Below are 25,482 nucleotides of genomic sequence, written 5' to 3'. Positions count from 1 at the left end.
GTCGTTACCGGGGTCGCTACCGGTCCTGTCGGTCCCCGCGGCGGCGCGGACTCCGATCCCTGGTCGTGTACGCCTCGTTGGGAAGCGTCTCGAGGCAGTTCCGACAGTAGGTGTAGAATACCTCGTTTTCGGTCCGACATCGCCGACAGCTGACGATCCGCGAGGAGTCGGTACTGGGACTCATCACCGGACGTTCGGCGGGTTCGGGCATATCATCCCGGCCAACCTATGCAAGCACGGCGCTTGCGGCCTAATCGTGGACCAGCACGTCGAGTACGTCCGGGCCGTCGCGGGCGAGCGCCGCCTCGAGCGCGCGCTCGATCTCGTCGGGCGTCTCCACGCGTCGTGCGGTCGCCCCGTGGCTCTCCGCGTTCCGGGCGATGTCGACCGCCGGTTCGAAGTCCATCCCGACGAACTCGTAGTCGTCTTCCTCGCCGCCCAGCAGGTCCAGCGTGTTGTCCTTCAGGATGCGGTAATTGCGGTTGTCCGAGACGACGACCGTCAGATCGAGGTCGTACCGCGCCGCGCTGTAGATCGCGTGCGGGTAGTAGAGGTACGAGCCGTCGCCGACGAACCCGAGCACGTCCCGCGGTTCGTCCCGCTGGGACTCGGCCAGTGCCGCGCCGACGGCGGCCGGCAGCCCGTATCCCAGCCCGCCCCCCTTGTTCGAAATGTACTGTTCGGACTCGAACTCCCACCGGGTCAGCAGGGCGTACTTCGATGTGACGGCCTCGTCGACGACGAAGGCGTCGCCGGCGACTCGTTCCATCGCGTCGGCCAGTTGCGCCTTCGAGGCCCGCGGATCGTCGGGGGCCTCGTCCTCGCCCAGCGCCGCCATCTGGGCCTCGACCATCTCCTTGACGGCGGCGACGTGCTCGAGGCGTTCGGCGACGGTCGCGTCGTCGATCCGCTCGCGAACGCGGTCCGCGAGCTCCCGCAGGACGAGCCCGGGGTCACCGAGGACGGCCGCGTCGGCCGGCTCGTTCTTGCCGAGTTGCCAGTCGTCGTCCCCGACGTGGATGCAGGTCGTCCCCGGGTCGACCAGCGGGTCCTCGTGCCGAGTCAGCGTCGTATTCGTCGAGCAGCCGGCGAAGACGATCGTATCGGCGTCCAGCAGCGTCGACGCGAGGTCCTCGTCGGGCGGGAGATGCGAGACCCACTGCTCGTGGGCCGTCGGGAAGTCGATCTCGCTCGCCAGAATTTCGGCGTGTACCCGCGCCCCCGCGGCTTCCGCGAGGTCGACTGCCGCGTCGACGCCGTTCTCGCTCGAGCGGGCGACGTGATCGCCGACCACCAGCACGGGGTCGTCGGCCTCGACGAGCAACTCCGCCGCGCGCTCGAGGGCCGCGGGATCGCCCCGGCCGGCCGAGGGGATCGGCCCGAGCCGCTCCGGTTCGGCGTCGGTCTCGGCGAGCATGACGTCCAGCGGGAGTCCGAGGAAGACCGGGCCGGTCGGCGGCGTCAGCGCAACCCGGAACGCCCGCCGGAGCATCGTCGGCAGCGCCGCCACGTCCAGCACCTCGTCGGACCACTTGCAGAACTGGTCTGTCAACTCGCACAGGTCGCCCGAGAGGATCGGCTCCTCGTGGCGGAAGTCCGTGCTGTGGTTGCCGGCCGTGACGACCAGTGGCGCGCCCGCCATCTTCGCGGCGTAAAGGTTGCCCAGGCCGTGGGCGACGCCCGGCGCGATGTGGAGATTGGCGACGCCGACCGGCGTGATCGACCCGTCGTCGCGGGAGTGGTATCGCCGCGTCTGGGCGTACCCCGCGGCCATCCCCACCGCGACGTCCTCGTGCAGTCCCAGGACGTACTCGAGGTCGCCGCGGCTGATCGCGTCCACGACCGGCAGTTCCGTCGTTCCGGGGTTCCCGAAGACGTAGTCGACGCCGTAGGACTCGAGCGCGTCGGTGACGAGATCCGCACCGGTGTAGCTGCCCGTCATGCTCTATCGTGTCCTTCGATAACACATCAATCTGTGTGTTCCAGCGGGGTCGTCTTCCTTTCCGCTTTTCCAGTCATTACGTGGCTCCGCTTCGACGGCTTTCGCATGAGCGATCGGTTGCTCGTCCTCAACAAGGACTCCGATACGATGTCGGTGATCGACGCCGAGGCCGGCGACACCGAGACGGTCGTCGAGACCGAATTCAACCCACACGAGATCGCTGTGACGCCGGACGGCGAGAAGGCCTACGTCACTTGCTCGCTCGGCGACACGTTGCTCGCTTTCGACACCGAAACGTGGGAGCGGACCGCGGAGATCGAACACGAGGGGTTCGACTTCCCCCACGGGCTGGCGATCCGGGAGCGGGCGGGCGAGTTGTGGCTCGCCTCAACCTACAGCAGCCGCGTCTACGTGATCGACCTCGAGAGCGACGAGATCCTGACGGACTTCCCGACCCACCAGGACAAGTCCCACATGGTGGCGCTGACCCCCGACGAGGAGCGGGCGTTCGTCGCCAACATCGGCAGCGGGAACGTGACCGCCATCGACTGCGAGGAGCGGCGGATCCTCGCGGACCCCGAGGTCGGTGAGGAACCCGAGGGGATCGAGGTCCACCCGGAGGCTGGACTGCTCGTCGCCAACCAGGAAGACGGGATGCTCTCCGTGCTCGACCCCGAGACGCTCGAGAAAACGGGCCGCGCGCTGCTCGGCGAGACTCCGATCCGCGTCGTAAGTTCGCCGGACGGACGACACGTCCTCGTCCCGAACCGGGAGTCGAACGACGTCTCGCTGATCGACACCGAGCACGTCCGCGACGGTGAACGGCAACCCTGGGAGATCGCCCGGATCCCGGTCGGTATCTGGCCCGGCGGGACCGTCTTCGCTCCGGACGGGAACCGCGCGTTCGTCGCGAACAACAAGACCAACGACGTGTCGGTGATCGACTGCGAGACCTGGACCGAGACCGAGCGCTACGGGACGGAACTCCACCCGGACGGCATCGCCTACCTCGAGCGGTAACGTAGCGGTAGCGGTAGCGAGAGTCGTCGTCCCGATTCGGTGACCGTTCGACCGGTGAGTACCGGCCCACCAGCCTCCGGGCCACCCACGGAATTATACGTCAGTTCGTTGTCCCTCGAGGCATGGCGCTCTCGCGACGTGGGACCGGCGTCCGGACGACGACCCACGCGTTCTGGTCGCAGGTCCATCCCGTGTTCATGCTCCCACCGCTGGCTGCGTCGCTGTTCGGTGCGATTCTGGCTCGAGACGTCGCTCCCTCCCTCGCCGCGATCCACGTCGTCGCGATGTTCGCGGCGGTGTACACGGCCCACGTCAAGGACGGCTACGTCGACTTCCACGTTCGCGGTGAGGACGACGACCACCCACTGACGGAACGCGGCTGTCAGGTCGGCCTCGCACTCTCAACGACGGTGTTCGCGGCGTGTGTCGTCTTCCTGGGCGTCGCGGTCGACCTCGTCGCGGTCGCGCTGACCGTGCCGACGTGGCTGATCGCCTACCACCACGCGCCACAACTGGACACGAACCCGCTGACGGCCACCACGGGGTATCCGCTCGGCATCTCGCTTTCCCTGCTCGGGGGGTTCTACGTCCAGGCCGAGGCGTTCGCCGCAGTCCCGATCGGGTTCGCGGTCGTCTTCCTCGTGCTCCTGTCGGGAGTCAAGGTGATCGACGACGCCCAGGATTACGACTACGATCGGTCGATCCAGAAGCGAACCGTCGCCGTGGCCGTCGGGCCGACACGGGCCTACGACGTCGCCTACGGGCTGATGGCGACCGCGTTGCTTGCCGTCGTCGCGTTTGCCGTCGCCCGTGTCTTCCCCCCGTCGTCAGCCCTGGCCGCGCTGGCGTTCGCGGCGGTGGCCGCCGTTGCCAGGCGCGCCGAGCCGGACCTCGCGACCATGCTGCTGATCCGAGGGTCGTACGTCTTCCTGGCGATCCTGGTCGCGGCGGTGTGGTTCGAGCCGCTGGTCGGTACCGGGTAACCGCCGGCGCTTTTCCTATTCTCCCTCCACCTCCGCTCCCGCGTCCGGTGCGGCCTCTTCCGTCGCTCCCGGCGGTCGCCACCCTAGCTTCAGCGTCACCGCTTCACGTTGCCCTCGCAGGATCGACGACCGCTCGCGGACGCTTACTTCGTACGCGATCGAGTCAGACGGACGGAGATCGACCGTCTTGTTCCCGGCACGCACCGTCGCCTCGTCGCCGTCCTCGAGTTCCTCGGCGATGGTACGCAGTTTTTCGGCGACTTCCTCGGGACTGACCTGTTCGGCGGAGACGGTTTCCACCATGGGCGTGCCCTCAACGATTTTCGGAATAAATCGTCTGCCTAACGCCTATACAGAGTCTTGAACACCTCTACGGCATGAATTTCGCCGAAAAGGGACCGTCGGATACGGTGATGGGAACCGGTCCGTGTGAACCAGTCAGTTCGTACTTACGATCTTGATTAGTGCTTCTGAGTATACAAAACGTACACAATGGATAAACCCAGCCAGACACCGTGAGCCGTAATAGCAAGGATTACCTCGGGTGCGGTCTGATTGGACAAACGAATGGCAGACTCGTTCTGGTATCCGTCAGTCAACGACGTTCTCGCCATCCACGATGACGTCGTAGCAGAATATTCCGACACGCACGCTGGAGTCAAGAATCGCGGAGATATTGAGTTTGCCCTGAACTACGTCGAGAATGGGAGTTTCGGAACGGTGCCCGAGACGATTCACGAGAAAGCGTTTCACCTCATCCGGATGTTGGTAGCGAACCACCCGTTCGTCGACGCAAACAAGCGTACCGCACTCAACACGACGGTCGTGTTCTACTTTCTCAACGGGTATCGGTTCGCGTACGACGACGAAATCAGGACGATCCTCAAGCAGTTCGGCACCGATCAGGCAACAGTCGACGAAACGAAAACTCTCGAATACCTTCGATCTCACACCGAAGAAATCGACCTCCCAGGCGAGATCGAACGGTGGCGTGACGACCTCATCCAGTACGGACTGGACGAACTGACAGGCGACTCGTCTAACCCGAACGATTAACCGCAGTCGGGACGATACACCAGATATGGCGACCGAGGAAGGTTCGGAGTCCGGTTCCCCGCTCGATGAAGTGATGGACGACATCCGACGAGAACTCGTCCAGCGAGTAGCAGCGGCTGACCGAGACTCGAATCGAGATATATACGACGCGCTCGAAAACGAGTAACGCGCTCTAATTCCGGCTGTATCAGTTCGTACTCACGATCTTGATCACGTCGCCCTCCTCGAGTTCGTAGTCCTCGCCCACCTCCCGGTTCGACGTGGCGTCGACCGCGTGGAGGTAGCCGTCGCCGATGTCGGAGTGGACGGCGTAGGCCAGGTCGACGGGCGTCGACCCCGCCGGGAGCAGGTGGGCGTCGGGGAGAATGTTCCCGCTCCCGTCGGACCACTTCGAGGCGTCCTCGACTGGGTAGGCCGTGATGTGATCGAGCAGGTCGTAAACGGCGTAATCAAGCGCCGACTGGACGCCCGTCCCGTCCCACTCGGCCATCGTGTCCGCCAGGTCCTCGAGCGCGCCGCGTTGAGCGTCGCTGACGCCGTCGCCGATCTCGAGGGTCTCGTCGCCGGGGTCGTAGTCGACCAGGTCGTTGTCGGCCGCGCGGCGCAGGGCGAGTTCGCCCTCCGCGGTGGTCGGGATCACCGGTTTGTCCAGTTCGAGCAGGCGTTCGACGTTTTCCTCGGGGGCGACGTCGATCTTGTTGGCCGCGACGACGATCGGCTTCGTCCGCTCCCGGACCAGTCGTGCGAGTTCCTCCCGGTGCTCGTCCTCCCACTGGATCGGATCCTCGGGGTAGTCGAGTTCCCGCAGGACGGTCGCGATCCCCTTCGGCGAGGCACCGAAGCCCGAGAGCATGTCCGCTAAGGCGTCGTCGATGTCGAAGTCGGGCGACCGGGACTTGCGCTCGACCGACTCCCAGTTGCGGTCGACGATCCCCGCCAGCCAGAGGTCCATCTCCTCCTCGATGAAATCGATGTCCTCGAGCGGGTCGTGCTCGCCGATATCGACGGGTTCGCCCTTCTCGTTCGTGCCGCCGGAGGCGTCGACGACGTTGACGATCACGTCGGCGTTCGTCAGTTCGTCGAGGAACTGGTTGCCGAGGCCCTTCCCCTCGTGTGCCCCCGGTACCAGCCCCGCGACGTCGAGCAACTCGATCGGGACGTAGCGCTTGCCGTCTTCGCAGTCGTCGGCGTTACAGCGCTCGTCGCGCTCGAGGCAGGGACACTCCGTGCGGACGTAGCTTACGCCTCGGTTGGCGTCGATCGTCGTGAACGGGTAGTTGGCGACGTCCACGTCGGCCATCGTCGCCGCGGTGTAGAACGTGGACTTGCCGGCGTTTGGCTTTCCGGCAAGCGCGATCGAAAGCATGGGAAGGGGTAGCGTCGTCGTCTCAAATTGTCTTTCGATTCGGGAAAGGGTGGTCTCGGCCGGTTCCCGACCGAGCCGGGAACCCGAACCCAGGGACCGGAAGCGAACCGTTCGATCGGCCGAAGCGCTGAACTTCCAGGCCCGGGATACACGGACGTTTATGGGAGGAGAGTCCGCTGGTGCGGTCGGCCGAGCCGACGCCGGACCCGGATCAGACGATCTCTCGATCGAGCCGTTTCTCGAGGGCTCGACGTTCGACGCGGACGGGCGTATCGAGATCAGCATCTTCGTCTCGGGGGAAGGGACGCTCGAGGAGAGCGAACTCGACGTGTTTCTCAGGCAGCCGCGGATCGACCCCGGCGAACGGATCGAGATCGGGGTCTTCGTCTCGGGGATCGATCGCGTCGAGGAGAACGAACTCAGCGTCTTTCACGGCCACGAGGAGGTGATCGACCTGGAGGATCCCGGCGTGGTTCGCCGGAACGCGACGGCGGCCTCCGATGCTCGAGCGGGACGCGACGGCCCCACGGAAGCGCGAATCGATGCCGAGACCCCCTCCCAGGGCGATTACGTCCATCCCGTCGTCTTCCGCGAGGGTTCCGACGGAAGGAGCGACTACGCTCTCGAAGGGAAGACCCTCGACGGGAACGCCGACGCGAACCCGGCGTACATCTTCGAACTCAACACTCGAGCGGGTGCACCGCCGGGCGAGTATGCCCTGCCGATCGTGTTCACCTACCACTCCGAGGACGGCGTCAAGCAGGTCAAGAACGCGCCCTCCGTCCACATCAACGACTGGCGCGAGCGGTGGGAACCCTGGCTCACGCGCGGCGTCGCGACGCTCGCGTTCGTGACCGTGGTCGCGCTGTCCTGGATCGCGGTCACGTAGCAGTCGGGAGAAGGCGACTGTCGTGCGGGAAAAGGCGGGACTCGAGGACGAACGTCGTGGCTCGGCGGCCAGCACGAACCGCTCGAGACGACTCGAGACGGGCGAGACAGGGTCGAAGCGACGTTACCGGAGTTCGACCGCCATCATCACCTCGTCGACGTAGTGGCCATCGAGCTTGTAGTGGTCCTCCCGCACGGCCTCGGTCTCCCAGTCGTGGGCCTCGAGGAACGCGATCGCCTCCACGTTAGTCGAGGGCACGCTCTGGTAGACCTTCTCGTACCCGTTGGTGCCTGCCCACTCGAGGCCCCGCGAGAGCAGGTGCGAGCCGATCCCGTGGCCGCGATAGCCCTCGAGGACACCGACGGTGAGTTCCGCGGTGTGGCTCAACTTGTCCAGTTCCGGCGCGTAGAGGTGGACCCAGCCGACTACCTCCTCCTCGACCGTCGCCACGAAGAACATCCGGGACTCGAGTTCGTTCTGTCGCAGCAGCGCCTCCTCGTGGTCGATCTCGTCGGCGACGCTCTCGGCGACGATGTAGGTCCGCTCCTCGGCGACCTGACGGATCGCGCCGACGATCCCCGAGAGGTCCTCCTGGCGCGCCGGCCGGATGTGGAACTCGAGGTCCTCGGAGACGTACTCCTCTTCGGCCCCGGCGTCGATCGTGACCCGGAGTTTGCCGTCTTCCTCCTCGAGTCGGCCGTCGCGTTTGAGGATCGCGATGTGGTGGCGGAATCCGCTCGGATCGATCCCCAGGTGGTCCCGGGTCTCGTCCGGGTCGGCGGCCCCGTGTCGCTCGACGTACTCGTAGATGCGTTTCCGGTCCTCGTGCCCGAATTCGAGCGATTCGCCGATTTCCATGCCATGCTATACCAGACCACATTACTTAATCCTTCGCTCAGGACGCAGGTGAGACGTTCGCTCTCCGTGAACGGTCGACGCAATCGAACCGTCGTCCTCGCTGTCGAAAGCGGCCGGTACCGTGTTGAGCAGTCGTCCAACCCAGTTCGCCGGAACAAGACGATAGCGAGCCCGGAAGTTACTGGATATACGAGAAATGCCGTCCAAACCCAGTTTCGATCACACGTTCGGCCAGTACGTTTAATCGACATCTATCTGATGGGGCAGTATGAGAAACCTGGAGGACGACGGGTCGGGTACGTCTCCGTTTGGGGGGGTGTACGATCGTCTGCGGTCCCGATATTTCTTCAAGATCGGTGCCGCGATACTCGTTCTGTCGATCATCCTTCTCGGCGTGGGATACATCACGCTTACCACGGTGCAGGCGAGCGTCGAGTCGGATTCGACGGAGACACTGTTGACGGCCGCCGAACGCGAAGCGGACGGAATCGAGGAGTTCATCGTCGATCGGAACGCCGACGCCGTCCGCATCTCCGAGAGCGAAGCGCTCGCCGAGGGCGACACGGAGCGAATCAGAGGGGAGTTGCAAACGAACCTCGATATCCTGCCCAACAGCGTTCGATCGATCCACTACTACGACATGGAGACGGGGACGATCACCGTTAGCTCCCACCCCGTACAGGACGGCCAGGAGGTCCGCGGCGACCGTCCGTGGGCGGTCGACGGGTCCGCGTTCGACGGGCCGGGCGACGTGCGGTCCTTCGAACCGTACGAGACGAACGGCGAGAAGCGAATGGGGTTCGTCAGTCCAGTCGTCGGCCAGGAGGACCACGCGGTCGTCGTCACGGTCGACCTGACGAAACAGGGCCGGTTACTGACGCCGCCCGTCGACGGCGCCAAGATCGACGTCGTCTCGACGCGGACCGGCGAGGTCGCGCTCGCCAGCGACTCCGACGCGATCCTCGAGGACTACTTCCTCCTCGAGGAACTCCCACACCTCCAGGAGAACGTCAGGGAATCACGGACGGACGCCGCGAGGATCGACCACGAACTCGTCGACGACGACCAGGTCGTCGTCACGACGGTCCCGATCCAGCAGAAACCGTGGGCGGTCACCGTCGTCGCGCCGGAGAGCGAAGTCTTCGGGACCGTCGGCGACGTCTCGCGAAGTATCCTGGTCCTGATCGCGGTCTCGATCGTCGGCTTCGGAGTCGTCGGCGTGCTCATCTCGCGCGACATCAACGAGTCGCTCGGGACGATGACCGGGTACGCCGAAGAGATCGAGGAGGGGAACCTCGAGGTCAGTATCGACCGCTCCAGAACCGACGAGTTCGGGCAGTTGGCGGCCCTGTTCGCCCGCATTCGGGACACGCTCAAGGAGCAACTCGACGAGGTCGAACAGCGGGCGGCGGAGGCCGAGGCCGAACGCGAACGCGCCCGGGAGGCCAAGGCCGCAGCGGAGGAGGCACAGGCCGACGCACAGCGGGCCAAAGCCGAGGCGGAAGCGCTCAGCGAGCACTTGGAGGAGAAGGCGACGGCGTACAGCGAGACGATCGACGCGGCGGCGGACGGCGACCTGACTCGACGGCTCGACACCGAAAGCGAGAGCCGGGCCATGACCGAGATCGGCGAGTCGCTCAACCGGATGCTCGAGGACCTCGAGGGGATGGTCGTTCGGATCCAGACCGTCGCACAGCGCGTCGACGAGAAGAGTTCCGAGGTAACGGCCTCGACGGAGGAGGTCCGGGCCTCGAGTGCGGAGGTCGCCGAGAGCATCGAGGAGATCTCGGCCGGAGCCGAACGCCAGAACGAGAAGTTGACGACGGCGGCCTCGGAGATGAGCGATCTCTCGGCGACGGTCGAGGAGATCGCGTCCTCGTCCGCAAACGTGGCCGGCCAGTCGGAACAGGCTGCGACGGTCGGACGGGAGGGCCAGCGAACCGCACGCGGGGCGAGGGAGTCGATGGCGGCGATCGAATCGAAGACGGAGGATACCGTCGGGGAGATGGAGACGCTCCAGGCGGAAGTCGAGCGCATCGAGGAGGTCGTCGCGCTGATCGACGACATCGCCGACCAGACGAACCTCCTTGCGATCAACGCCTCGATCGAGGCCGCGGCGGCGACCGACGGCGGGGACGGGTTCGCCGTCGTCGCGGACGAGGTCAAGTCGCTGGCCGAGGAGACCGCCGAGGCGACCGACGAGGTCGAGCGACTGATCGAAGCGGTCGAGGACTCGACGTCGTCGGTGGCCGAAGACATGTTCGAGATGCAGTCGGAGGTCGAACACGGCCGCGAGACGATCGACGAGACGGTCTCGGCGCTCGAGGAGATGGTCGAGCAGGTCGCGGATGCCAACGCGGGTATCCAGTCGATCAACGAAGCGACCGACGACCAGGCGGCGTCCGCACAGGAAGTCACGACGATGGTCGACGACGTCACGTCGGTCAGCGATCGGACCGCGAAAGAGGCAGCGAACGTCTCGGCCGCCGCGGAGGAACAGACGAGCGCGGTCGAACGGATCGCGACCGGTTCGGAGTCGCTGTCGGGACGTGCAGACGAGTTGCGGACGCTCGTCTCCCGCTTCGAGACGGACGGGAATTCGGACGAAGCGTCGAACGACGATGTCGACGCCGCCGACGTCGATTCTATCGTCTCGGACGACTAGCTGACGTTCATCCTCCCCACAAACCGACGACCGGTCGAGGCGCGTCCTGGTAGGTCTCCGAGAGTGATCCGGCCCGACTTAATACCCGAACCGATGAAGCCTGTTAGACTTCCGGATACCGTTCTCAGAGAGCAACTGCGTGGAGTTGCCCCCGATCGACGAACCGGCCGGGCGGATCTCGCGCGAGACATGATCGGAACGGCTCCCCTGGTGGCGGGTTGTGTGCTCCTGGGCACAGTAGCGGTGGGACTGGTCGTCCACGAGTGGGCCCACGCCGCGGTGCTTCGACTCGGGGGGATAGACTACGACGTGTCGTTCTTCCCTGGGCACGAGTCGGGTCCGCTGGGGTTGCTCGCGAGTTGTCCCTGGGCCGTCGTCCGTCCGAATCCGACGGACCGAGACCCTGCCTGGCTCCTGCGCTGTGCCGCGCTCGCCCCGGCATTGCTCTCCGCACCGGTGTTCGTGGTCGGGTTCGTCGGCGACGGGTGGCTCGCGTCCCCGCTGGCGACGGCGGCAGCGATCGGCTGGCTCGCCTGTTCGCTCCCCAGTCCGCAGGACTTCTCCGTCGCCTTCTACGCTCATCGAGCCCTCGAGAAGCGGACGGCCGGCGTAGCATCTCTCCCGCGCTGACTGACGGTCGCCGGGAAATTCGCAGGTGGATCCGCTCTTCGACTCCGTCTCGCCGGTTCCGTCCGTCGGCTTCCGGTGCCTTTCTCGAGTCGACCGACCGGTAGCGGCAGACGTTTCATCCGTCCCGAAATTTCATATTGCTGAATGTAATGTGTCCGCGTGGCACTATGGCCGCGAACACCTCGGCGCTCGAGATACTGGTGGGTGAGGGCGCTCGGAGCAGGACCGCGATCGAAATCCGGGACGGGACTGCGACCGGAACCGCAACGATCGACGCACTACGCTCGAGCGAGGCGACCGACGGAGGGGGTCTATCGTGATCCCGGAATCGACAGTCTACGTCCTCTCGGGAGGTGCGCTGGGCACACTTGCGCTCCTGTTTGCCGTCTGGACGGCGCGGCTCCCGTCGGCCGTCCGACGGTACGGGTTGGCGGTCGTGGTGGGGACTGCGAGCATGACTGTCGCGTACTTCCTCATGTCGGCAGGGGTTCTCACTGTCCAGACGACGGGGCGGGAGCAATCCGCTGCACGGTTTCTCGGCTACACCGGGACGTGGACGGCGTTTGCGTACCTGCTCGCAGCCGTCGCCGGCGCTGGACGACGGATTGCGGCGATACTGCTCGCGGCTATCCTGTGGGTCCAGTGGGCGACGCTCGTCTCCTGGGTCGTCGGCGGTACCGCGGAACTGTTCGTTTCGGTGAGCATGCTCGCTGCGCTCGCGCTCGTCGTCTACCTGCTTTTCGTCCCGTTCACGCGACGAGCGGGGGAAACGACCGGCGAACGGTTCCTCCTCTTCTCGAAGCTCAAGTACCTGACCGTCCTCGGCTGGGCCGGGCTGGTGACGGTCGCGATCGTCTCCGAACAGAACCTGGCGCTGGTCGATATGTTCGTCGGGCAGGTCGCGGCGACCTACATCGACGTCGTCCTGCTCGCGGGTCTGGGGGGCATCGTCCTGCGCCACGTCGACGCGCTCGAGGCGACGGCCGCCGGGACCGACGCCCCACGTGACGTCTCGAGCGGGGACCTCGGTCACGACGCAAATCCCGTGGACTGACGGCTACGACAGCGGGCGATGGTCCGTTCGACGTCTTCTGGTCGGGACGGTCGAACCGCTCTGGGGTCGTAATCGGTCAAAGAAGGCAGCGCGGCGGCCACACAGCCACGGGTAGCCACGGCGCCGCTCGAGCACGAGTGTTCCACCGGCACTCACAGCGTTTGTTCGGGTGCGATGCGTCGGGGAGTCGGCGTCGCGCCGACATGACCACCAATGTTATGTCCAACAATAAATCTATTCGTTGCCGCAACTACGACCATTGTGCGCATATAATTAGACAATCGATTCATAGAACTGCATTTTTGGAGCTGTATTTGGTAAAACTGTCTATGGTGGAGCAGGATCGCTGCCGAAACGCGTGATCGGACGGGTTCCGACCGGTACAGCAAAAGGACGGGAGGGTAGTGCTCGAGACGAGCGGCTACGAGGTCGAACGGACACCCCGCTCAGGGGTCGATCCCCGCCGGCGACAGCCGCGCCGAGAGCTCCGCGCTGATGAGCGCGGCGTGGCTCCGGCGGAGCCGCTCCGAGAGCGCCTGGTGGGAGACGTCGAGTTCGGCCGCCAGCTCCTCGAGGGTGATTCTCCGGGGGACATCGAAGTAGCCCAGTTCGTGGGCCGCCACGATCGTCTCGTACTGGGTCTCCGTCAGCGGCGTCCGCTCGCGCTCGAGGTCTTCGGGAGTGCTGATACGGGTCACTTCGACCCGGAAGTCGTACTGTCCGAACAGATCGTGGCTGGCCGAAACCGACTCCCGATCGTGGTAGAGCAACTGCAACGACCACCGTCCGTCGCGGCCGTGGGCAGCGAGGATCGCGCCGTCGTTCTCGGCGACGATCTGCTGGAACAGTTTGAGACCGTCCCGGAAATCGAGACGGTACAGCCACTGGCCCCGATCGGGACCCGATTCCCCGTTCGAAGGGGCGGCCCGTCCACGCTCCCTATGAGTCCGACTCGCCGCGGCGGTCCCGACGTTGGCCTCCGATGCGGTGACATCGAACGTCGCGTTCGACTCCGCCGACCCCGCTTCTGCGTCGCTGGCTGCCACGCTTCCGTCCGAGTCCGGCCCTCCGACGTTTGCACGGTCCGCCACGCTCGCAATCACCTCGACCGACGGGTCGGCCTCGAGCGCGTCGTCGACAGTGTGCCGATCGGGTCCAGCCACTCGAACCAGCGGTGCCGAGTCGCCGATCAGTCCGCCGATCCGAAACTCGAACGTCGACACGCGGTCGAACGTTCGTGCGAATCCGAGCCGATCAGCCGGAATCTCGAGTTCGACGACCGTGGTCATCACGACAGTCCACCACGAACGCATATAGACGGATTTCCCTTCCGGTAGCCTTTCCCGCCACCCAATCGCAGTGAGAGTCAGTCGAACCCGACGGTCGACTACGTTGACCGGTCGTTCGAATCAAATGATCGGTCCGACACGCGAGCGGCGCCGACAGGCTCCCGAAACGAAACGTCCGAGTACTCGCCCTTCACACACCCCGCCATGGAGTCGTTCGTCGCTGATAACCTCGAGTACTACGCCGAAACCCAGGGCGTACTCCCGAGTCGCCTCGAGGAGTTCGGCGAAACGTACCGCGACCAGGGGTATCTCACCCGCGACCAACTGTACGAAATCGCCTACGAGTCCTCGACACGCAGCGCCTACCACGTAGAGAAGAACCCCGAAGAACGGTGTCGCACCGTCACGGAGAACGTCCTCATCGTCGAGGACGACTTCTCGAAGATCCACCTGCTGACCGGCCTGTCGGGGTTCAAGGCGCCGACGGCGTCGTGCGTGCTCGCCGCCTACGATCCGGACCGCCACGCCGTCGTCGATACCCGTGTCTGGGCGTCGCTCGAGCGACTGGACTACCTCGAGGGGCGCAAGGAGTCGTTCGACGCGGCCGACTACGTGACGATGATCGGCCCGATCCGCGAGATCGCCGCGGAGACGGGGTACAGCGTCGCCGAGGTCGGCTACGCGCTGTTCGCCTACGACGACAAGGTACGAGACGGGACCTTACACTGATACTGATACTGTGCGGATCACTCGATCCGCAGTTCGCCGTTGCCGTCGCCTCCGCCCGCGCCCTCGTCCCACTCGAGTTCGAACTCGACGCTCAACTCGCCCGGCCCGTCGGTCGGGCCCTCGCGTTCGGCCTTCACCTCGAAGGTGGGGCGGGCCGGCGGCTCCATCGTCACCGACTGATCGCCCGCCGAGAGCGTGATGGCCTCGCCGGCCTCGAGATTGTCCGCGACCCGGCGGAGGTAGTCGGCGATGGCGGCGCGGTCCTGGCTGCTCTCGGATTCGAAGAGGACTTTCTCCGGCATAGGTTACCTACGTGTCGCGCAGATAAATAGTTCGCTCCCGGAGTGTCCCAGGAGTCGACGGTCCCCGTGGGAGGTGCAGTTGACTCGAGTGCGAAGACCGGAGAAGTAACTACCCGAGTAGCGTTCCGGGAGAACGACTTCCCGTCATATCTCCACCTTGTAACCAGAGTAACTTAAAGGAGCGACGGGGCTCATCGGAGTCAACCGCTCGACCGGGGCGTCGGGACGGGCGTCGCGTTCTCGAGTCGGTCGACGAACCGTTCGCTACTGGCCCCTGAGAGCGTGATAACGAAAGTGCGGTCGAAGGGATTTGAATCGCGAGGACTCCGCTCCGCTCGTCCTCTGGGCTCGAATCCGCCGACATCACGTATTTGCCGCTCACGAGCTTGTTCGCGGCAAAATACAGTGGGGTCGGAGGGATTTGAACCCCCGATCGACTGATATCTCCGGTGCGCCTCGGAACTCCAGAGGGTCATCACACGGACGCTGATCAGGCGTCCGATCAGTATATCAGTCTGGAGTGTCGTCCCGGGCGCGTGCCTCTGGAGTCAGTCGCCATACCTGGCTTGGCCACAACCCCTCGCCATTTCGTAGGGGGGTTTTCCCTAAAGTGGTTTCGATTCGAGTTACGCCGAGGTCACAGCCACGGGGCCCGACCGGCCGTGTCCGTGGTGTCGTCCCCGGGGTAGGTCTCCTCGGTTTCGTCCTCGCTCTCCGTTTCGTCTTCGTTCTCGGGTTCCCCATCCGTTCCGTCGTCGGACTCGAGGTCGGGGCCGGCTCTGTTCGCTCCGTGTTCGACGGTCGGATGGCGGGGGTTGACGCTCGCACTCGCGCTTGCGCTCGTGGTCGTGGTGGTGGTCGTGGACGGACGCGGACTCGTACTCTGACTGGAACCCGAGTCCGAACCCGACCCCCAGCTCCCGCCGTCGGGCAGCGGTCCCGTCCCGACCGCGGGGGCCGTGAACTCCTCTTCCTCGTCCTCTGCGCGCTCGAGCGGCGGGTCGATCGCGAAGATGGCGGCGACGATCAGCGCAGCCAGCGGTGCCTGCCCGAAGGCGTCCGCGACCAGCGCCATCGGCAACAGGCCGAGCGCGACGGCGCTGCCGAACCGGAACCGGTCCAGATCCATGTACTCGCGCAGGTAGGGGCCGCTCAGCGCGACGGCCAGTGCGAAGGCGACGCCGATGGCTGCGGCCAGCACGGAGTTGGCCACCAGCGCGGGGTCGTTCATCAGCACCAGGTTCATCCCGGTGGGGTCGATGCTCGCGACCAGCCCCAGCCCGATGATGACACCGGGGCTGGGCAGGTACTCGCCGACCGTTGCGCTGGCGGTTTTCGCGGCGATCGCGAGGATCACCAGGGCCGCGAACCGCTCGAAGATCAGGATGTCGATGACGCTCTCGATCGCCGGCGCGAGCGCAGCCTGTACTGCCGAGAGCAGGATCAACGGGATCCCGACCAGCAGGACGACGCCGGCCTGTTCGCGGGGCGATCCGGTCATCTCCGCGAGGATGACCGCCACCGTCGCGCTCCCGCCGAAGATCAGCAGCCCGACCTGGATAGCGCCCAGGGGCTCGTCCAGGGCTCCCGCCAGGATCAGGGCCGGGAAGACCCCGTCGATCAGCGGGAGCATCATCACGAGGGCGAGCAACTTGGCGTTACCACCGACTAATGACTCGAGGCGGAGTGCAACCGGATGTTCAGAGGCGCTCATTTCTCAGGGTCGATGGCCATGACCCGAGGCCGATGGGTGATATGACGGACGATCCCGATGGTAACTGTGGGAATGAACCTGGCACCATGACCGAATAATCGGTTGCCAGATCGTCCGGTTGAGGCCTCGTGCTGTGAGTTTTCGTGTATTCCCGAATTTAAAGCTGGAGGCGGAGACCGCACTCATCCGACCACCGATTCGGGCTTCGCTGGAACTCACAGCGTGCATATCCAGACGGACGGCCGGATTGTCCATAAACGTTGTGTGAGACGGCGTTTCACGATACATTTGGTCTCCGACACTAACAGCCATATTCGGGTCGTAATGTACGGATCTGCCGTTTATTGGGTGCTGCTACCGCGTAACGTGTGTCTCGATAACGGACAGTGGGTCGCCGACGTGGTCAATCTCGCAACGCTTTTCACCCGCGGGTTCGGACGGTTTACATGGCGAACGACGTTCCAGAGCACGAGCCCTATTCTTCGAAACTCCAGGTACCGGAAGCGCTGACGTTCGACGACGTCCTTCTCCGGCCGAAAGAGAGCCGAGTCGAACCCGACGACGCCGACCTTTCCTCGCGAGTCTCCACGAACGTCGAGGTGTCGGTCCCGATCCTCTCGGCCGCGATGGACACCGTCACCGAGAGCGAGATGGCAATCGCGATGGCTCGACACGGCGGTCTCGGCGTCCTCCACCGGAACATGAACATCGACGAGATGGTCGAGGAGATCGAGCGCGTCAAAAGCGCCGACGAACTCGTGATCCCCTACGACGACGTCGTCACCGCGGACCCGGAGATGACCGTCCGCGAGGTCGACAACCTGATGGCCCACGAGGGTGTCGGCGGTGCACCCGTCGTCAACACCCGCGGCGAGGTGCTGGGTATCATCTCGAGTACGGACATCCGGCCCCACCTCGAGGTCAACGAGGACGACCCCGTCACGGAGGCGATGACCGACGAGGTCATCACGGTCGACGAGGGCGTCGATCCCCGCGACGCGTTCGACCTGATGTACGAGCACAAGATCGAACGCGTCCCGGTCGTCGACGACGAGAACCTCCTCGTCGGGCTCGTCACGATGCAGGGGATCCTCCAGCGCCGGGAGTACAGCGAGGCCGTCCGCGACGAGGACGGTCGACTTCGCCTGGGCGTCGCGGTCAGTCCCTTCGAGGAGGACCGCGCCGCGGCCGCCGACGAGGCCGGCGCCGACGTCCTCTTCATCGATACCGCACACGCGCACAACCGGAACGTCATCGAGGGCGCACGCGACATCAAGGAGTCGGTCGACGCGGACGTCGTCGTCGGCAACGTCGGCACGCGCGAGGCCGCGGCGGAACTGGTCGACTTCGCGGACGGCATCAAGGTCGGTATCGGGCCGGGTTCGATCTGTACGACCCGCGTCGTCTCCGGGGCGGGGATGCCCCAGATCACGGCCGTCGCGCAGGTCGCGGACGTCGCGAGCGAACACGACGTGCCCGTCATCGCCGACGGCGGCATCCGTTACTCCGGCGACGCGATCAAGGCCGTCGCCGCCGGTGCCGACGCGGTCATGCTCGGCTCGTACTTCGCCGGCACGGACGAAGCGCCGGGTCGTGTCGTCACCATGAACGGCAAGAAGTACAAGCAGTACCGCGGCATGGGCTCGGTCGGCGCGATGAAATCCGGCGACAGCGACCGCTACCTCAAGGAGGAACCCGACGAGGAGGAGGATTACGTCCCCGAGGGCGTCGAGGCCGCGACGCCGTACAAGGGCACTCTCAAGTCCGAACTCCACCAGCTCGCCGGCGGGATGCAGTCCGGGATGGGCTACGTCGGCGCCGAAACGATCCCCGAATTCAAGGAACGCAGCGAGTTCGTCCGCGTCTCCTCGGCCGGCCAGGCCGAGAGCCACGCCCACGACGTCGTCATTACCGACGAGGCGCCGAACTACTCGCCCGACGGTAACTGACGGAACCCCCCTCGAGCGACGCGACGTTCGTCAGGTGGTTCGCCCATCGGCTCGAGACAGGAGCCCGTTCCCACTTTCCCGCCCTTCTTCGGTCGGATCGCGACCGCTCCGTTATCCGGCGTTCGGCAGACCTGACGCGGGCCACCTGCCCACATCCGTGCCAGTCACGCGGAGTCGCCCGCCCCACCGATCGTGAACGCGGTGCCACACTCGGTACACTCCATCCGGAACGCGCCGTCGTCCGTGAGTTCCAGCCCGTGTCCCCGTTCCGCGTCGCACTCCCGACAGTGGACCACCGACTCGATCTCGTCCCAGTCGTGTCTCGGCCCGGGCGCGCCGAAGGCGAACCCGACGACGGGTTCGGTTGCGCCCTCGGCGTTGTAGCCGTGCTGGAACTCGCCGGGGGCGAACCGGATCACCTCGCCCGCGTCGACGGCGACCTCCCCGTTCTCGGTATCGAACGTCGCCGTCCCCGACTGGACGTAGAAGACTTCCTCCTGGTCGTGGTGGGTGTGATAGCCGCCGGAGAAGGACTCGCCGGGCTCGAGTTCGAAGTAGTTCATCGCGAAATCGGTACAGCCAAGCGCCGCCGAGATCGGGCGTCTGATCGAGTGGACGCCCATCGGGTTCGGCTGGGTCTCGACGTCGTCGATCGTGACTTTCTCCATGCCACGTCGTCCGTATGGATTGACAAAAATCCCTGGGCCGAGGACACGTCAAATCGCTCCCCGGCGAAGAGTAACGCCTACCTTTGTCCGGCCCCGACGATTCGTCGTGAACCGTCGCACGGTACTCCGGACCGCGGGCGTCGCGACGATGGCCGGCCTCGCCGGCTGTCTCGAGGGCGTTCGAGAACACTTCAGCGTTCAGGGCGTCGTCACCCTCGAGATCGTCAACGAAGCCGACGACTCCTACAACCTGCGCCTCGAGGCCCACGAGTCCGAGACCAACCGACAGACCTACGACGAGAGCTTCACCGTGACGCCCGGCGAGCGGGCGATGCCCCAGCATCTCGAGCGGACCGACCAGCGGTTCCGGGTCATCAAGTTCGACGGCACCGAGCAAGAAGAGATCAGGGAGGTCTCGATCACGCCGGAGACCCGACACGTGAACGTCTACGTCCGGGACGACGACCTGGTCATCGACGTCCACCGCGGCGACGACGAGGGGAACACGACCGTCGACGGCGGTCCGACCGAGGAAACGACCGACGACGAGTCCGAGTCCGACGACTGATTTTCCGGCCGCCGTCCGCCGCCCTACGGATAGGGGTGGAACGCCCGCTCGAGCCGCGGCTCGAACCCCAGATCTTCGGGCACGCTCCGTGCGCGCTCGCCGAAGTACGGCTCGCCGGTAAACAGCGGCTGCGCCCCGGGGACGACGACGCGAACGGCCTCGAACCCGATCGACGAGACGTCCCGGGTCGTCAGCCGGGCCGCGTACGGCGTGAGACCGGGGGGAGCCGGTCCGCGCCGGTCGGGACGGGATCGGGCCCAACACTCGCCGCGGGGATCGTCCGCTCGACGTCGACGAACGACTGCGCTCGCTCGGGGAACGCGGCGTACTCGCCGATCGCGCCCGAGGCCTCGTCGGCGTCGTCGGGGCCGAGGTTCCGCAACTCCATCCAGTTCTGTAGCCCTTCCTCGAGTGCGGCGACCGCGGCCGCGGTCGCGTCGAGACCGGCCGCCGAGCCGACGGCGAACGCGGGCCACTCGTCCGCGGTCTCGTCGACGGGCGCGGCGGCCGGATCGCGGTGGACCGCGACCGCGACGACCGGCACGTCGACGTCCTGGGTCACGAGCAGCGGCGTCACCGACAGCCCCTCGCTGCGTGCGCGTCGCTCGAGGGCGTCGAACGCCTCGTCGTCGACGGCCAGCCCGAGCGGGTCGAACGTCGAGTACCACGCGAGCATCGTCGCGTCGCGCTCGATGACCTCGGTCAGCCCGGATAGCAGGGCATCGACCGTCGAGGAGCCGAGGCCGAGCCCGGTCGTGATCGCGGGGACGAGCCGCGGGCCGGGCTGTGGGAACTGGACGGCCGCGGCCGGCAGGTGGGCCTGGTCCCCGGTCGCGAGGTTTTCACCGGGGACCCACCGGTGCTCCTCGCTCGAGTCGTAGGCGGGCGCGTCGTCGGGCCGGACGAGCGCGGTCGGCGATACCGCGGTTTCGCCGTCTGCCTCGAGGTCGTCCTCGCTCGCGTGGACGAACGCCGACTCGCGGTAGACGCCGGCACAGTACCGCTCGAGGCCCTCGCCGACGGCTTTCATCAGGGCCGCGTTCCAGTCGGTCGCGACTCCGGCGGCCTGGGTCGGCGCGTCCGCGTCGCTGTAGACCGAGGTGTCGGCGTTCGTCGCCAGGTAGTAGGGAGCGGGGAACGACTCGACCTCGCCAATGCTCTCGACGATACCTACACGGTCGTCGATCGCAGCCTCGACACGTTCGACGGCCATCTCGAGGGCGAGCGCGTCGTCGTCGCGGCTGAGGGTACGGTCCCGTTCGTCCCCGTCCGCACAGCCACAGCCGGGAACCGGGAGGAACCGTCGGCGCTGGTGCGGGAGTTCGACGACGCTGCCGACGATCGATCGTTCGTCACCCGAGAACACGCGGACGCACTCGCGACCGGCGATCGCGCCGGCGAGTCGGGCCGCGCTGCGGTCTGCCTGCGGGCTCTCGTCCGCGTCCCCGACGTGGGAGGCGACGCGTGCCCGGAGGCAGTCGAAACAGCCCGTTCCCGCTCCGGGGGCGAACCCCGACACCGCGGCGTCGACGGTCGACAGCGGCTGGCCGCCGACGCCGCCGATCTCGACGGCGATCCAGGGAGTGTCGCCGGCCAGGGCCGACTCGTTCGCCCGTTCGAAAGTCGCTGCCCCGGCGACGTCCCCGACGACTGCGAAGCGCGCGTCCGCGAGCTCGTCCGGGGTCGCGTCTTCGACGGTGACGTCGACGTCACCGAGCGCGGCGACGACGGCCGAATAGACCGGGTCGTCGCCGACGACGTGGACTTGCATACCCGAACGGTCACGGGGAGGGGGCAAAAGAGCCGCGCTCGTTCCCGGCCCCCTTCCCGCGGTTTTCCGGACGGCACGCACCGGGAGTCGCAGCTCCGATCGTCAGGAGCCGTCGGCATCCGATCCGCCGTCCTGGCGCGTCTCCGGAACGTCGACGACGTCTCCGCCCTCCGACGGCATGTCCTCGCCCTCCTTGATCGCCTGGGCCTCCTTCTCCATCGCCTCGACGTCCATCTCGGCTTCCTCGATCTCGCCGATGATCTCGGCGATGTCGTCCAGGCCGATCAGTTCGCGGGTCTCCTCGTCGAACTCGAGGCTCTCGAGTTTGCCGTTCCCCTCGGCGACGTCGCTGCCCGAGAGGTGTTTGCCGTAGCGACCGACCATCGAGGTCAGCTCCTGTGGCATGACGAAGGTCGTGGACTCGCTCTGCCCGATCCGCTCGAGCGTCTCCATCCCCCTGTCGATGACCGCGCGTTCGCCCATCGATTCCGCGGAGCGAGCGCGCAGGACGGTCGAGATGGAGTCACCCTGGGCCTCGAGGATCTGGCTTTGCTTCTCACCCTGGGCGCGGATGATGTTCGACTGCTTCTGTCCTTCGGCCTTCTCGATCGCGCTGCGTCGTTCCCCCTGGGCCTCGAGGATCATCGCGCGACGCTTACGCTCTGCGGAGGTCTGTTGCTCCATCGCGCCCTTGACGTCCCGCGAGGGCGTCACTTCCCGGACCTCGACGCTCTCGACGCGGATCCCCCACTCGTCCGTGGGTTCGTCGAGTTCTGTGCGGATCCGCTCGTTGATCATCTCGCGCCGGCTGAGGGTGTCGTCGAGTTCCATGTCGCCAATCACCGCGCGAAGGGTCGTCTGCGCGAGGTTCGAGACCGCGCGCTCGTAGTCGTCGACCTCGAGGAACGCGCGTTTGGCGTTCATCACCCGGATGTAGACGACTGCGTCGGCGGTTACGGGCGAGTTGTCGCGAGTGATCGCTTCCTGGCTCGGGACGTCGATCGTCTGGGTCCGCATGTCGAACGTGTAGACCCGCGAGACGAACGGCGGGACGATGTTCAGTCCCGGCTCGAGCAGTTTGCGGTACTCCCCGAAGACGGTCAGTGCACCCCTGTTGTAGGCGTCGACGATCTCGACCATCGACCAGACGGTCGCGAGGACGACCACGAGCACCAGCGCTCCGACGAGTACCAGCGGATCCTCGAGTCCGACCTGCATCAGCCCCCCGACGAGGATATGTGTGAGGATGTCCATCAAGCAAACTAGGGAGCCGAGCCGAATAACACTTGGCCCCTAACGACGGCTCAGTATCGGCGCCCGCGTCGACGGGCTGGGTTTGCCGTCAGCGTTACTCCGACCCGGACGACTGTGGAGTGGTGTCGACGTAGACCAGTTCGTCCGCCGACTCGAGCAGTCGCACACCCCAGGTGACGGTAACCGGGACGAGTGCGGTCGTGAAGATGGCGATGAAGACCAGGATCGAGAACAGCGACTGGCCGATGACGCCGGCCTCGAAGGCGACCTGTGCGATGATGATTTCGACCGTTCCGCGGCCGTTCATGCCGAAGCCGACGACCAGCCCCTCACGCGAGGTCAGCGATGTCGGCAGGGCGAACAGCCACGACCCGATGATCTTCCCGAGGAAGGCGACGGTAACCAGGCCCGCGAGGATGACGAACGAATCGGAGAACACCCCGAAGGTGATCTGGAAGCCCACGGTGACGAAGAAGACCGGTGCGAACAGCCCCATCGCGAGATCGTAGATGACGGTGTGCATGTGCTCGTACAGCCCGGGTTCGACGTCGGACTGCCGGAGGAACATGCCGGCCATGAAGCCGCCGATGATCATGTGGAGGTCGGCGAGCGTCGCCAGCTGGGCGAACAGCAGGGAGACGAGCAACGCGAAGGTAAACGCGGTGGTCCGGTCGACGAAGCCGTATCGCTCGCGCTGGCGTTCGATCGTGCGCCAGGCGACCGGCAGGAAGCGGTAGCCGAGCACGAGCGTCACCGCGAAAAAGCCGATCGCCTGGGCGATGATGATCCCGAGTTCGGCCGGATCGAACGCGCCCGCGGTCACGTAGCTGTCGACACCTGCGAACACGACGAGAACGCCGACGTCCGAAGCCAGCGCGCCGCCGAGCAACACGTTCGCGATCCGCGTGTCGAGCAACTCGAGGTCCGCGAGGATGCGGGACTTCGTCGCAAGCGACGTCGCAGCCATCGCGAGTCCGAGAAACAGCGCCGCACCGATCGACAGGTCCAGCCAGATGCCCGCCGCGAACCCCATCCCGAAGGGGATGACGAAAGCCCCGAACGCGATCAGCAGCGACTGGGTACCGAGCCGAAACAGTTCACGGAGGTCGACCTCCATCCCGACGTAGACCATCAGGATGAACACGCCGAACTCGGCCAGCACGGAGAGCAGTTCCGAGGGCTGTAAGATTCCGAGCAAGGCGGGCCCGAAGGCGATGCCGGCAAACAGTTCGCCCATCATCGTCGGATAGCCGAACCGCTCGGCGATCGCGCCGAAGATCCACGCGACGGTCAGTACGAGCAGGAGACTCAGGATGTCGATCGAGACTGTTTCTACCATTTCTCACCTGTCGTTGACGGTCCGACGGCTGTGGTTTCGTCGTCAATTCTTGGTCGGGGGAGCGCCCCAGACCGGCAGCGGCATCAGGTCCGGTCGAATCAATCGGTCCGGGACCACGTTAGTGTCGGGGGTCGCCCAGGGGTTGCTCGATCGTTTCGCGGCGAGTTGGTATTCCTGAAAGGACGATTACCACGTCCGCTCGAGGTGGCGTAGTCTCTCGGTCGGAACCGCGACGAAGAGGGCAGAGAAGGGAGAAGGGCAAAGACCGTCAGTCGCAGAGGGGCCGTAGGTCACCCCTGGTCGCGGAGTCGCGTGAGAACTTCCTCCGCGTTCTCGACGGCTTGCTCTTTTTTCGCTGGGTAGGCCTCGACCTTCCCTCGGAAAGTGAGTCCCTCGCCGAGTCGGACGTCCCCGCCGAACGCGGCCTGTTTGTCCAGTCGCAAGAAGAGTTCGGTGTTCTCAGTGACCCGATCGTCGAGTTCGTCGATCAGCCGGTCGAACTCCTCGAGGTCGGCGAGTCGCGAGAGGACGTACCGGACGTCGTCGGCGTTCTCGACGCGAGCGGAGAGGACGAGGATCCGGTCGCCGTAGTGGCCCTCGCTTTCGGTGCGTTCGATCGGGAACGGCTCCTCGTCCTCGTCCTCGTCCTCGTCCCTATCGCTCTCGTCGTCATCGCCCGGAAGGAACGTCCGGAGCGCCTCCTCGACGCGCTTTTCGTCCTCCGTGGCGTAACAGAACGTCCGTAAGTCGACGTAGTGAAGCGGAATCTGTGGCATCTGCGGTTCGGTAGTGTACTGAAACTCGAGGTTCGGTCGCCGGAGTCGACCTCCGGCGGAACGCGGAACGCGGAACGCGACGCGGTGCGCGAGGCGACGACCAGTCGGTTACTCGTCGGCTTCGGCGTCGGCGTCGGCGTCGTCTTCATCGTCGGCGTCCGGGGCCTCGTCGGCCGCCTCGAGGGCGTCCTCGGGAACGCCGGCTTCCTGCCCGTCTTCGAAGCTGACGGTGTAGGTGACGTCGCCGAACATGGACTCCATCGTCTGGGTGATCGTGCCGGTCTCTCCGTCGAATTCGCTGTGCTCGTCGTGCAGGACGACGTGGTCGTCTTCCTCGAAGCTCATAGCCGATAGTTCCCTGGCGTCTCGTAAAAAGGGACTGATTCACGCCAGGCGCTCGAGTTCGGTTCTCGACGGTATCCACCGGTCGTTGGCGAACTCCAGCCGGTCACCGCATGCTCTCGAGGGCGACGACAGTGTCGGACATGAGCCACGCGTCGTCCCTGGCGGTGTCCTCGATGCTGAGCGCGAAGAACGATTCTCGCCCGTCGTCGACGGTGATACGATAACTTCGGCTCTCGAGGGACGTCGGGGTGGCGGCGTTCGGATCCGCGGCGTCTGCGTTCGGGTTTGGAGGGGCCACGACCGTCCTCGGAGCGC

At 65.7% G+C, this 25,482-nt stretch carries 26 protein-coding genes, 1 tRNA gene and 1 pseudogene; 12 read left to right on the top strand and 16 right to left on the bottom strand.

The genetic code is table 11. The features are described from left to right. Positions 1-16: 16 nt before the first annotated feature. Together CHINAEXTREME_RS13110 and CHINAEXTREME_RS13105 are read right to left on the bottom strand one after the other, a co-directional pair. Positions 17-184: a DUF7577 domain-containing protein gene (locus CHINAEXTREME_RS13110; protein ID WP_238593279.1), complete on the bottom strand. Its 168-nt coding sequence runs from the start codon at positions 182-184 to the stop codon at positions 17-19. 66 nt (positions 185-250) lie between these two features. After that, the gene (locus CHINAEXTREME_RS13105; RefSeq protein ID WP_007141806.1) at positions 251-1,942 is read right to left on the bottom strand and encodes a thiamine pyrophosphate-binding protein; all 1,692 of its coding nucleotides are present in this window, start codon (positions 1,940-1,942) and stop codon (positions 251-253) included. A gap of 105 nt (positions 1,943-2,047) precedes the next feature. Between CHINAEXTREME_RS13105 and CHINAEXTREME_RS13100 the strand changes: the two genes are divergently transcribed. Both CHINAEXTREME_RS13100 and CHINAEXTREME_RS13095 read left to right on the top strand, forming a co-directional pair. After that, complete coding sequence (locus tag CHINAEXTREME_RS13100; RefSeq protein WP_010546763.1) at positions 2,048-2,962, top strand: beta-propeller fold lactonase family protein; 915 nt, start codon at positions 2,048-2,050, stop codon at positions 2,960-2,962. A gap of 122 nt (positions 2,963-3,084) precedes the next feature. Then, the gene (locus tag CHINAEXTREME_RS13095) at positions 3,085-3,945 is read left to right on the top strand and encodes a UbiA family prenyltransferase (protein WP_007141804.1); all 861 of its coding nucleotides are present in this window, start codon (positions 3,085-3,087) and stop codon (positions 3,943-3,945) included. Positions 3,946-3,960: 15 nt separating this feature from the next. On the opposite strand, the gene CHINAEXTREME_RS13090 is transcribed toward CHINAEXTREME_RS13095, so the two are convergent. Continuing rightward, positions 3,961-4,248, bottom strand: a complete 288-nt coding sequence (locus CHINAEXTREME_RS13090) for an amphi-Trp domain-containing protein (RefSeq protein WP_007141803.1) — start codon at positions 4,246-4,248, stop codon at positions 3,961-3,963. A 264-nt stretch (positions 4,249-4,512) separates the two neighbouring features. Between CHINAEXTREME_RS13090 and CHINAEXTREME_RS13085 the strand changes: the two genes are divergently transcribed. Both CHINAEXTREME_RS13085 and CHINAEXTREME_RS21895 read left to right on the top strand, forming a co-directional pair. Next, positions 4,513-5,001 (top strand): type II toxin-antitoxin system death-on-curing family toxin, encoded by a 489-nt coding sequence (locus tag CHINAEXTREME_RS13085; RefSeq protein WP_007141802.1) that lies wholly within the window; start codon positions 4,513-4,515, stop codon positions 4,999-5,001. A 25-nt stretch (positions 5,002-5,026) separates the two neighbouring features. Further along, positions 5,027-5,167 (top strand): hypothetical protein, encoded by a 141-nt coding sequence (locus tag CHINAEXTREME_RS21895; protein ID WP_007141801.1) that lies wholly within the window; start codon positions 5,027-5,029, stop codon positions 5,165-5,167. Positions 5,168-5,188: 21 nt separating this feature from the next. On the opposite strand, the gene CHINAEXTREME_RS13080 is transcribed toward CHINAEXTREME_RS21895, so the two are convergent. After that, positions 5,189-6,367, bottom strand: coding sequence for a redox-regulated ATPase YchF (locus CHINAEXTREME_RS13080; RefSeq protein WP_007141800.1), 1,179 nt, complete (start codon positions 6,365-6,367; stop codon positions 5,189-5,191). Between the two features lie 160 nt (positions 6,368-6,527). On the opposite strand from CHINAEXTREME_RS13080, the gene CHINAEXTREME_RS13075 reads away from it, so the two are divergent. Beyond that, positions 6,528-7,256, top strand: coding sequence for a hypothetical protein (locus CHINAEXTREME_RS13075; protein WP_238593278.1), 729 nt, complete (start codon positions 6,528-6,530; stop codon positions 7,254-7,256). Between the two features lie 123 nt (positions 7,257-7,379). Here the strand turns inward: CHINAEXTREME_RS13075 and CHINAEXTREME_RS13070 are convergent, their stop codons facing one another. Further along, on the bottom strand, positions 7,380-8,114 hold the full coding sequence (locus CHINAEXTREME_RS13070; RefSeq protein WP_007141798.1) for a bifunctional helix-turn-helix transcriptional regulator/GNAT family N-acetyltransferase: 735 nt from the start codon (positions 8,112-8,114) through the stop codon (positions 7,380-7,382). 268 nt (positions 8,115-8,382) lie between these two features. On the opposite strand from CHINAEXTREME_RS13070, the gene CHINAEXTREME_RS13065 reads away from it, so the two are divergent. The 4 genes from CHINAEXTREME_RS13065 to CHINAEXTREME_RS13055 all read left to right on the top strand — a co-directional run bounded on the left by CHINAEXTREME_RS13065 (position 8,383) and on the right by CHINAEXTREME_RS13055 (position 12,463). Then, on the top strand, positions 8,383-10,779 hold the full coding sequence (locus tag CHINAEXTREME_RS13065) for a methyl-accepting chemotaxis protein (RefSeq protein ID WP_007141797.1): 2,397 nt from the start codon (positions 8,383-8,385) through the stop codon (positions 10,777-10,779). 189 nt (positions 10,780-10,968) lie between these two features. After that, on the top strand, positions 10,969-11,409 hold the full coding sequence (locus CHINAEXTREME_RS13060; RefSeq protein ID WP_029601655.1) for a hypothetical protein: 441 nt from the start codon (positions 10,969-10,971) through the stop codon (positions 11,407-11,409). 167 nt (positions 11,410-11,576) lie between these two features. Then, the gene (locus tag CHINAEXTREME_RS21500) at positions 11,577-11,729 is read left to right on the top strand and encodes a hypothetical protein (RefSeq protein WP_156875543.1); all 153 of its coding nucleotides are present in this window, start codon (positions 11,577-11,579) and stop codon (positions 11,727-11,729) included. Further along, positions 11,726-12,463, top strand: a complete 738-nt coding sequence (locus CHINAEXTREME_RS13055) for a bacteriorhodopsin (RefSeq protein ID WP_007141795.1) — start codon at positions 11,726-11,728, stop codon at positions 12,461-12,463. The genes CHINAEXTREME_RS21500 and CHINAEXTREME_RS13055 overlap by 4 nt, the downstream gene beginning before the upstream one ends. 446 nt (positions 12,464-12,909) lie before the next feature. Here the strand turns inward: CHINAEXTREME_RS13055 and CHINAEXTREME_RS13050 are convergent, their stop codons facing one another. Further along, the gene (locus tag CHINAEXTREME_RS13050; RefSeq protein ID WP_007141794.1) at positions 12,910-13,752 is read right to left on the bottom strand and encodes a helix-turn-helix domain-containing protein; all 843 of its coding nucleotides are present in this window, start codon (positions 13,750-13,752) and stop codon (positions 12,910-12,912) included. A gap of 204 nt (positions 13,753-13,956) precedes the next feature. Here CHINAEXTREME_RS13050 and CHINAEXTREME_RS13045 point away from each other — a divergent pair, with 204 nt between their 5' ends. After that, positions 13,957-14,481 carry a hypothetical protein gene (locus CHINAEXTREME_RS13045; protein WP_007141793.1) on the top strand — a complete coding sequence of 175 codons (525 nt, stop codon included), beginning with the start codon at positions 13,957-13,959 and terminating at the stop codon, positions 14,479-14,481. 17 nt (positions 14,482-14,498) lie between these two features. Here CHINAEXTREME_RS13045 and CHINAEXTREME_RS13040 read toward each other — a convergent pair whose 3' ends face one another. The 3 genes from CHINAEXTREME_RS13040 to CHINAEXTREME_RS13035 form a co-directional block, all read right to left on the bottom strand. Further along, a complete protein-coding gene (locus CHINAEXTREME_RS13040; protein WP_007141792.1) occupies positions 14,499-14,783 on the bottom strand; it encodes an amphi-Trp domain-containing protein in 285 nt (94 codons plus the stop codon). Positions 14,784-15,189: 406 nt separating this feature from the next. Then, positions 15,190-15,363: transfer RNA gene (locus tag CHINAEXTREME_RS21495), tRNA-Trp, on the bottom strand. 57 nt (positions 15,364-15,420) lie between these two features. Next, positions 15,421-16,497 (bottom strand): DUF5794 domain-containing protein, encoded by a 1,077-nt coding sequence (locus CHINAEXTREME_RS13035; RefSeq protein ID WP_007141791.1) that lies wholly within the window; start codon positions 16,495-16,497, stop codon positions 15,421-15,423. 446 nt (positions 16,498-16,943) lie between these two features. Here CHINAEXTREME_RS13035 and guaB point away from each other — a divergent pair, with 446 nt between their 5' ends. Further along, complete coding sequence (gene guaB / locus CHINAEXTREME_RS13030) at positions 16,944-18,446, top strand: IMP dehydrogenase (protein ID WP_007141790.1); 1,503 nt, start codon at positions 16,944-16,946, stop codon at positions 18,444-18,446. A gap of 164 nt (positions 18,447-18,610) precedes the next feature. Here the strand turns inward: guaB and CHINAEXTREME_RS13025 are convergent, their stop codons facing one another. Further along, positions 18,611-19,114, bottom strand: coding sequence for a cupin domain-containing protein (locus CHINAEXTREME_RS13025; protein WP_007141789.1), 504 nt, complete (start codon positions 19,112-19,114; stop codon positions 18,611-18,613). Positions 19,115-19,220: 106 nt separating this feature from the next. On the opposite strand from CHINAEXTREME_RS13025, the gene CHINAEXTREME_RS13020 reads away from it, so the two are divergent. Next, the gene (locus CHINAEXTREME_RS13020; RefSeq protein WP_007141788.1) at positions 19,221-19,682 is read left to right on the top strand and encodes a hypothetical protein; all 462 of its coding nucleotides are present in this window, start codon (positions 19,221-19,223) and stop codon (positions 19,680-19,682) included. Positions 19,683-19,705: 23 nt separating this feature from the next. On the opposite strand, the pseudogene CHINAEXTREME_RS13015 reads toward CHINAEXTREME_RS13020, so the two are convergent. The 6 genes and pseudogenes from CHINAEXTREME_RS13015 to CHINAEXTREME_RS12990 all read right to left on the bottom strand — a co-directional run bounded on the left by CHINAEXTREME_RS13015 (position 19,706) and on the right by CHINAEXTREME_RS12990 (position 25,465). Next, a pseudogene (locus tag CHINAEXTREME_RS13015) lies at positions 19,706-21,453 on the bottom strand (YcaO-like family protein). 102 nt (positions 21,454-21,555) lie between these two features. After that, positions 21,556-22,707, bottom strand: coding sequence for an SPFH domain-containing protein (locus CHINAEXTREME_RS13010; RefSeq protein WP_007141786.1), 1,152 nt, complete (start codon positions 22,705-22,707; stop codon positions 21,556-21,558). Between the two features lie 94 nt (positions 22,708-22,801). Then, the gene (locus CHINAEXTREME_RS13005; protein ID WP_007141785.1) at positions 22,802-24,046 is read right to left on the bottom strand and encodes a cation:proton antiporter; all 1,245 of its coding nucleotides are present in this window, start codon (positions 24,044-24,046) and stop codon (positions 22,802-22,804) included. 290 nt (positions 24,047-24,336) lie between these two features. Further along, positions 24,337-24,822, bottom strand: coding sequence for an RNA-binding protein (locus CHINAEXTREME_RS13000; RefSeq protein ID WP_007141784.1), 486 nt, complete (start codon positions 24,820-24,822; stop codon positions 24,337-24,339). Between the two features lie 108 nt (positions 24,823-24,930). Continuing rightward, on the bottom strand, positions 24,931-25,167 hold the full coding sequence (locus CHINAEXTREME_RS12995; RefSeq protein ID WP_007141783.1) for a hypothetical protein: 237 nt from the start codon (positions 25,165-25,167) through the stop codon (positions 24,931-24,933). A gap of 103 nt (positions 25,168-25,270) precedes the next feature. Next, positions 25,271-25,465, bottom strand: coding sequence for a hypothetical protein (locus CHINAEXTREME_RS12990; RefSeq protein ID WP_007141782.1), 195 nt, complete (start codon positions 25,463-25,465; stop codon positions 25,271-25,273). Positions 25,466-25,482 lie beyond the last annotated feature (17 nt).

Source organism: Halobiforma lacisalsi AJ5, from assembly GCF_000226975.2.
GTDB lineage: Archaea > Halobacteriota > Halobacteria > Halobacteriales > Natrialbaceae > Natronobacterium > Natronobacterium lacisalsi.
Note: the sequence above shows the minus strand (reverse complement) of the source record. Positions and strands in the feature narration are given on the sequence as shown.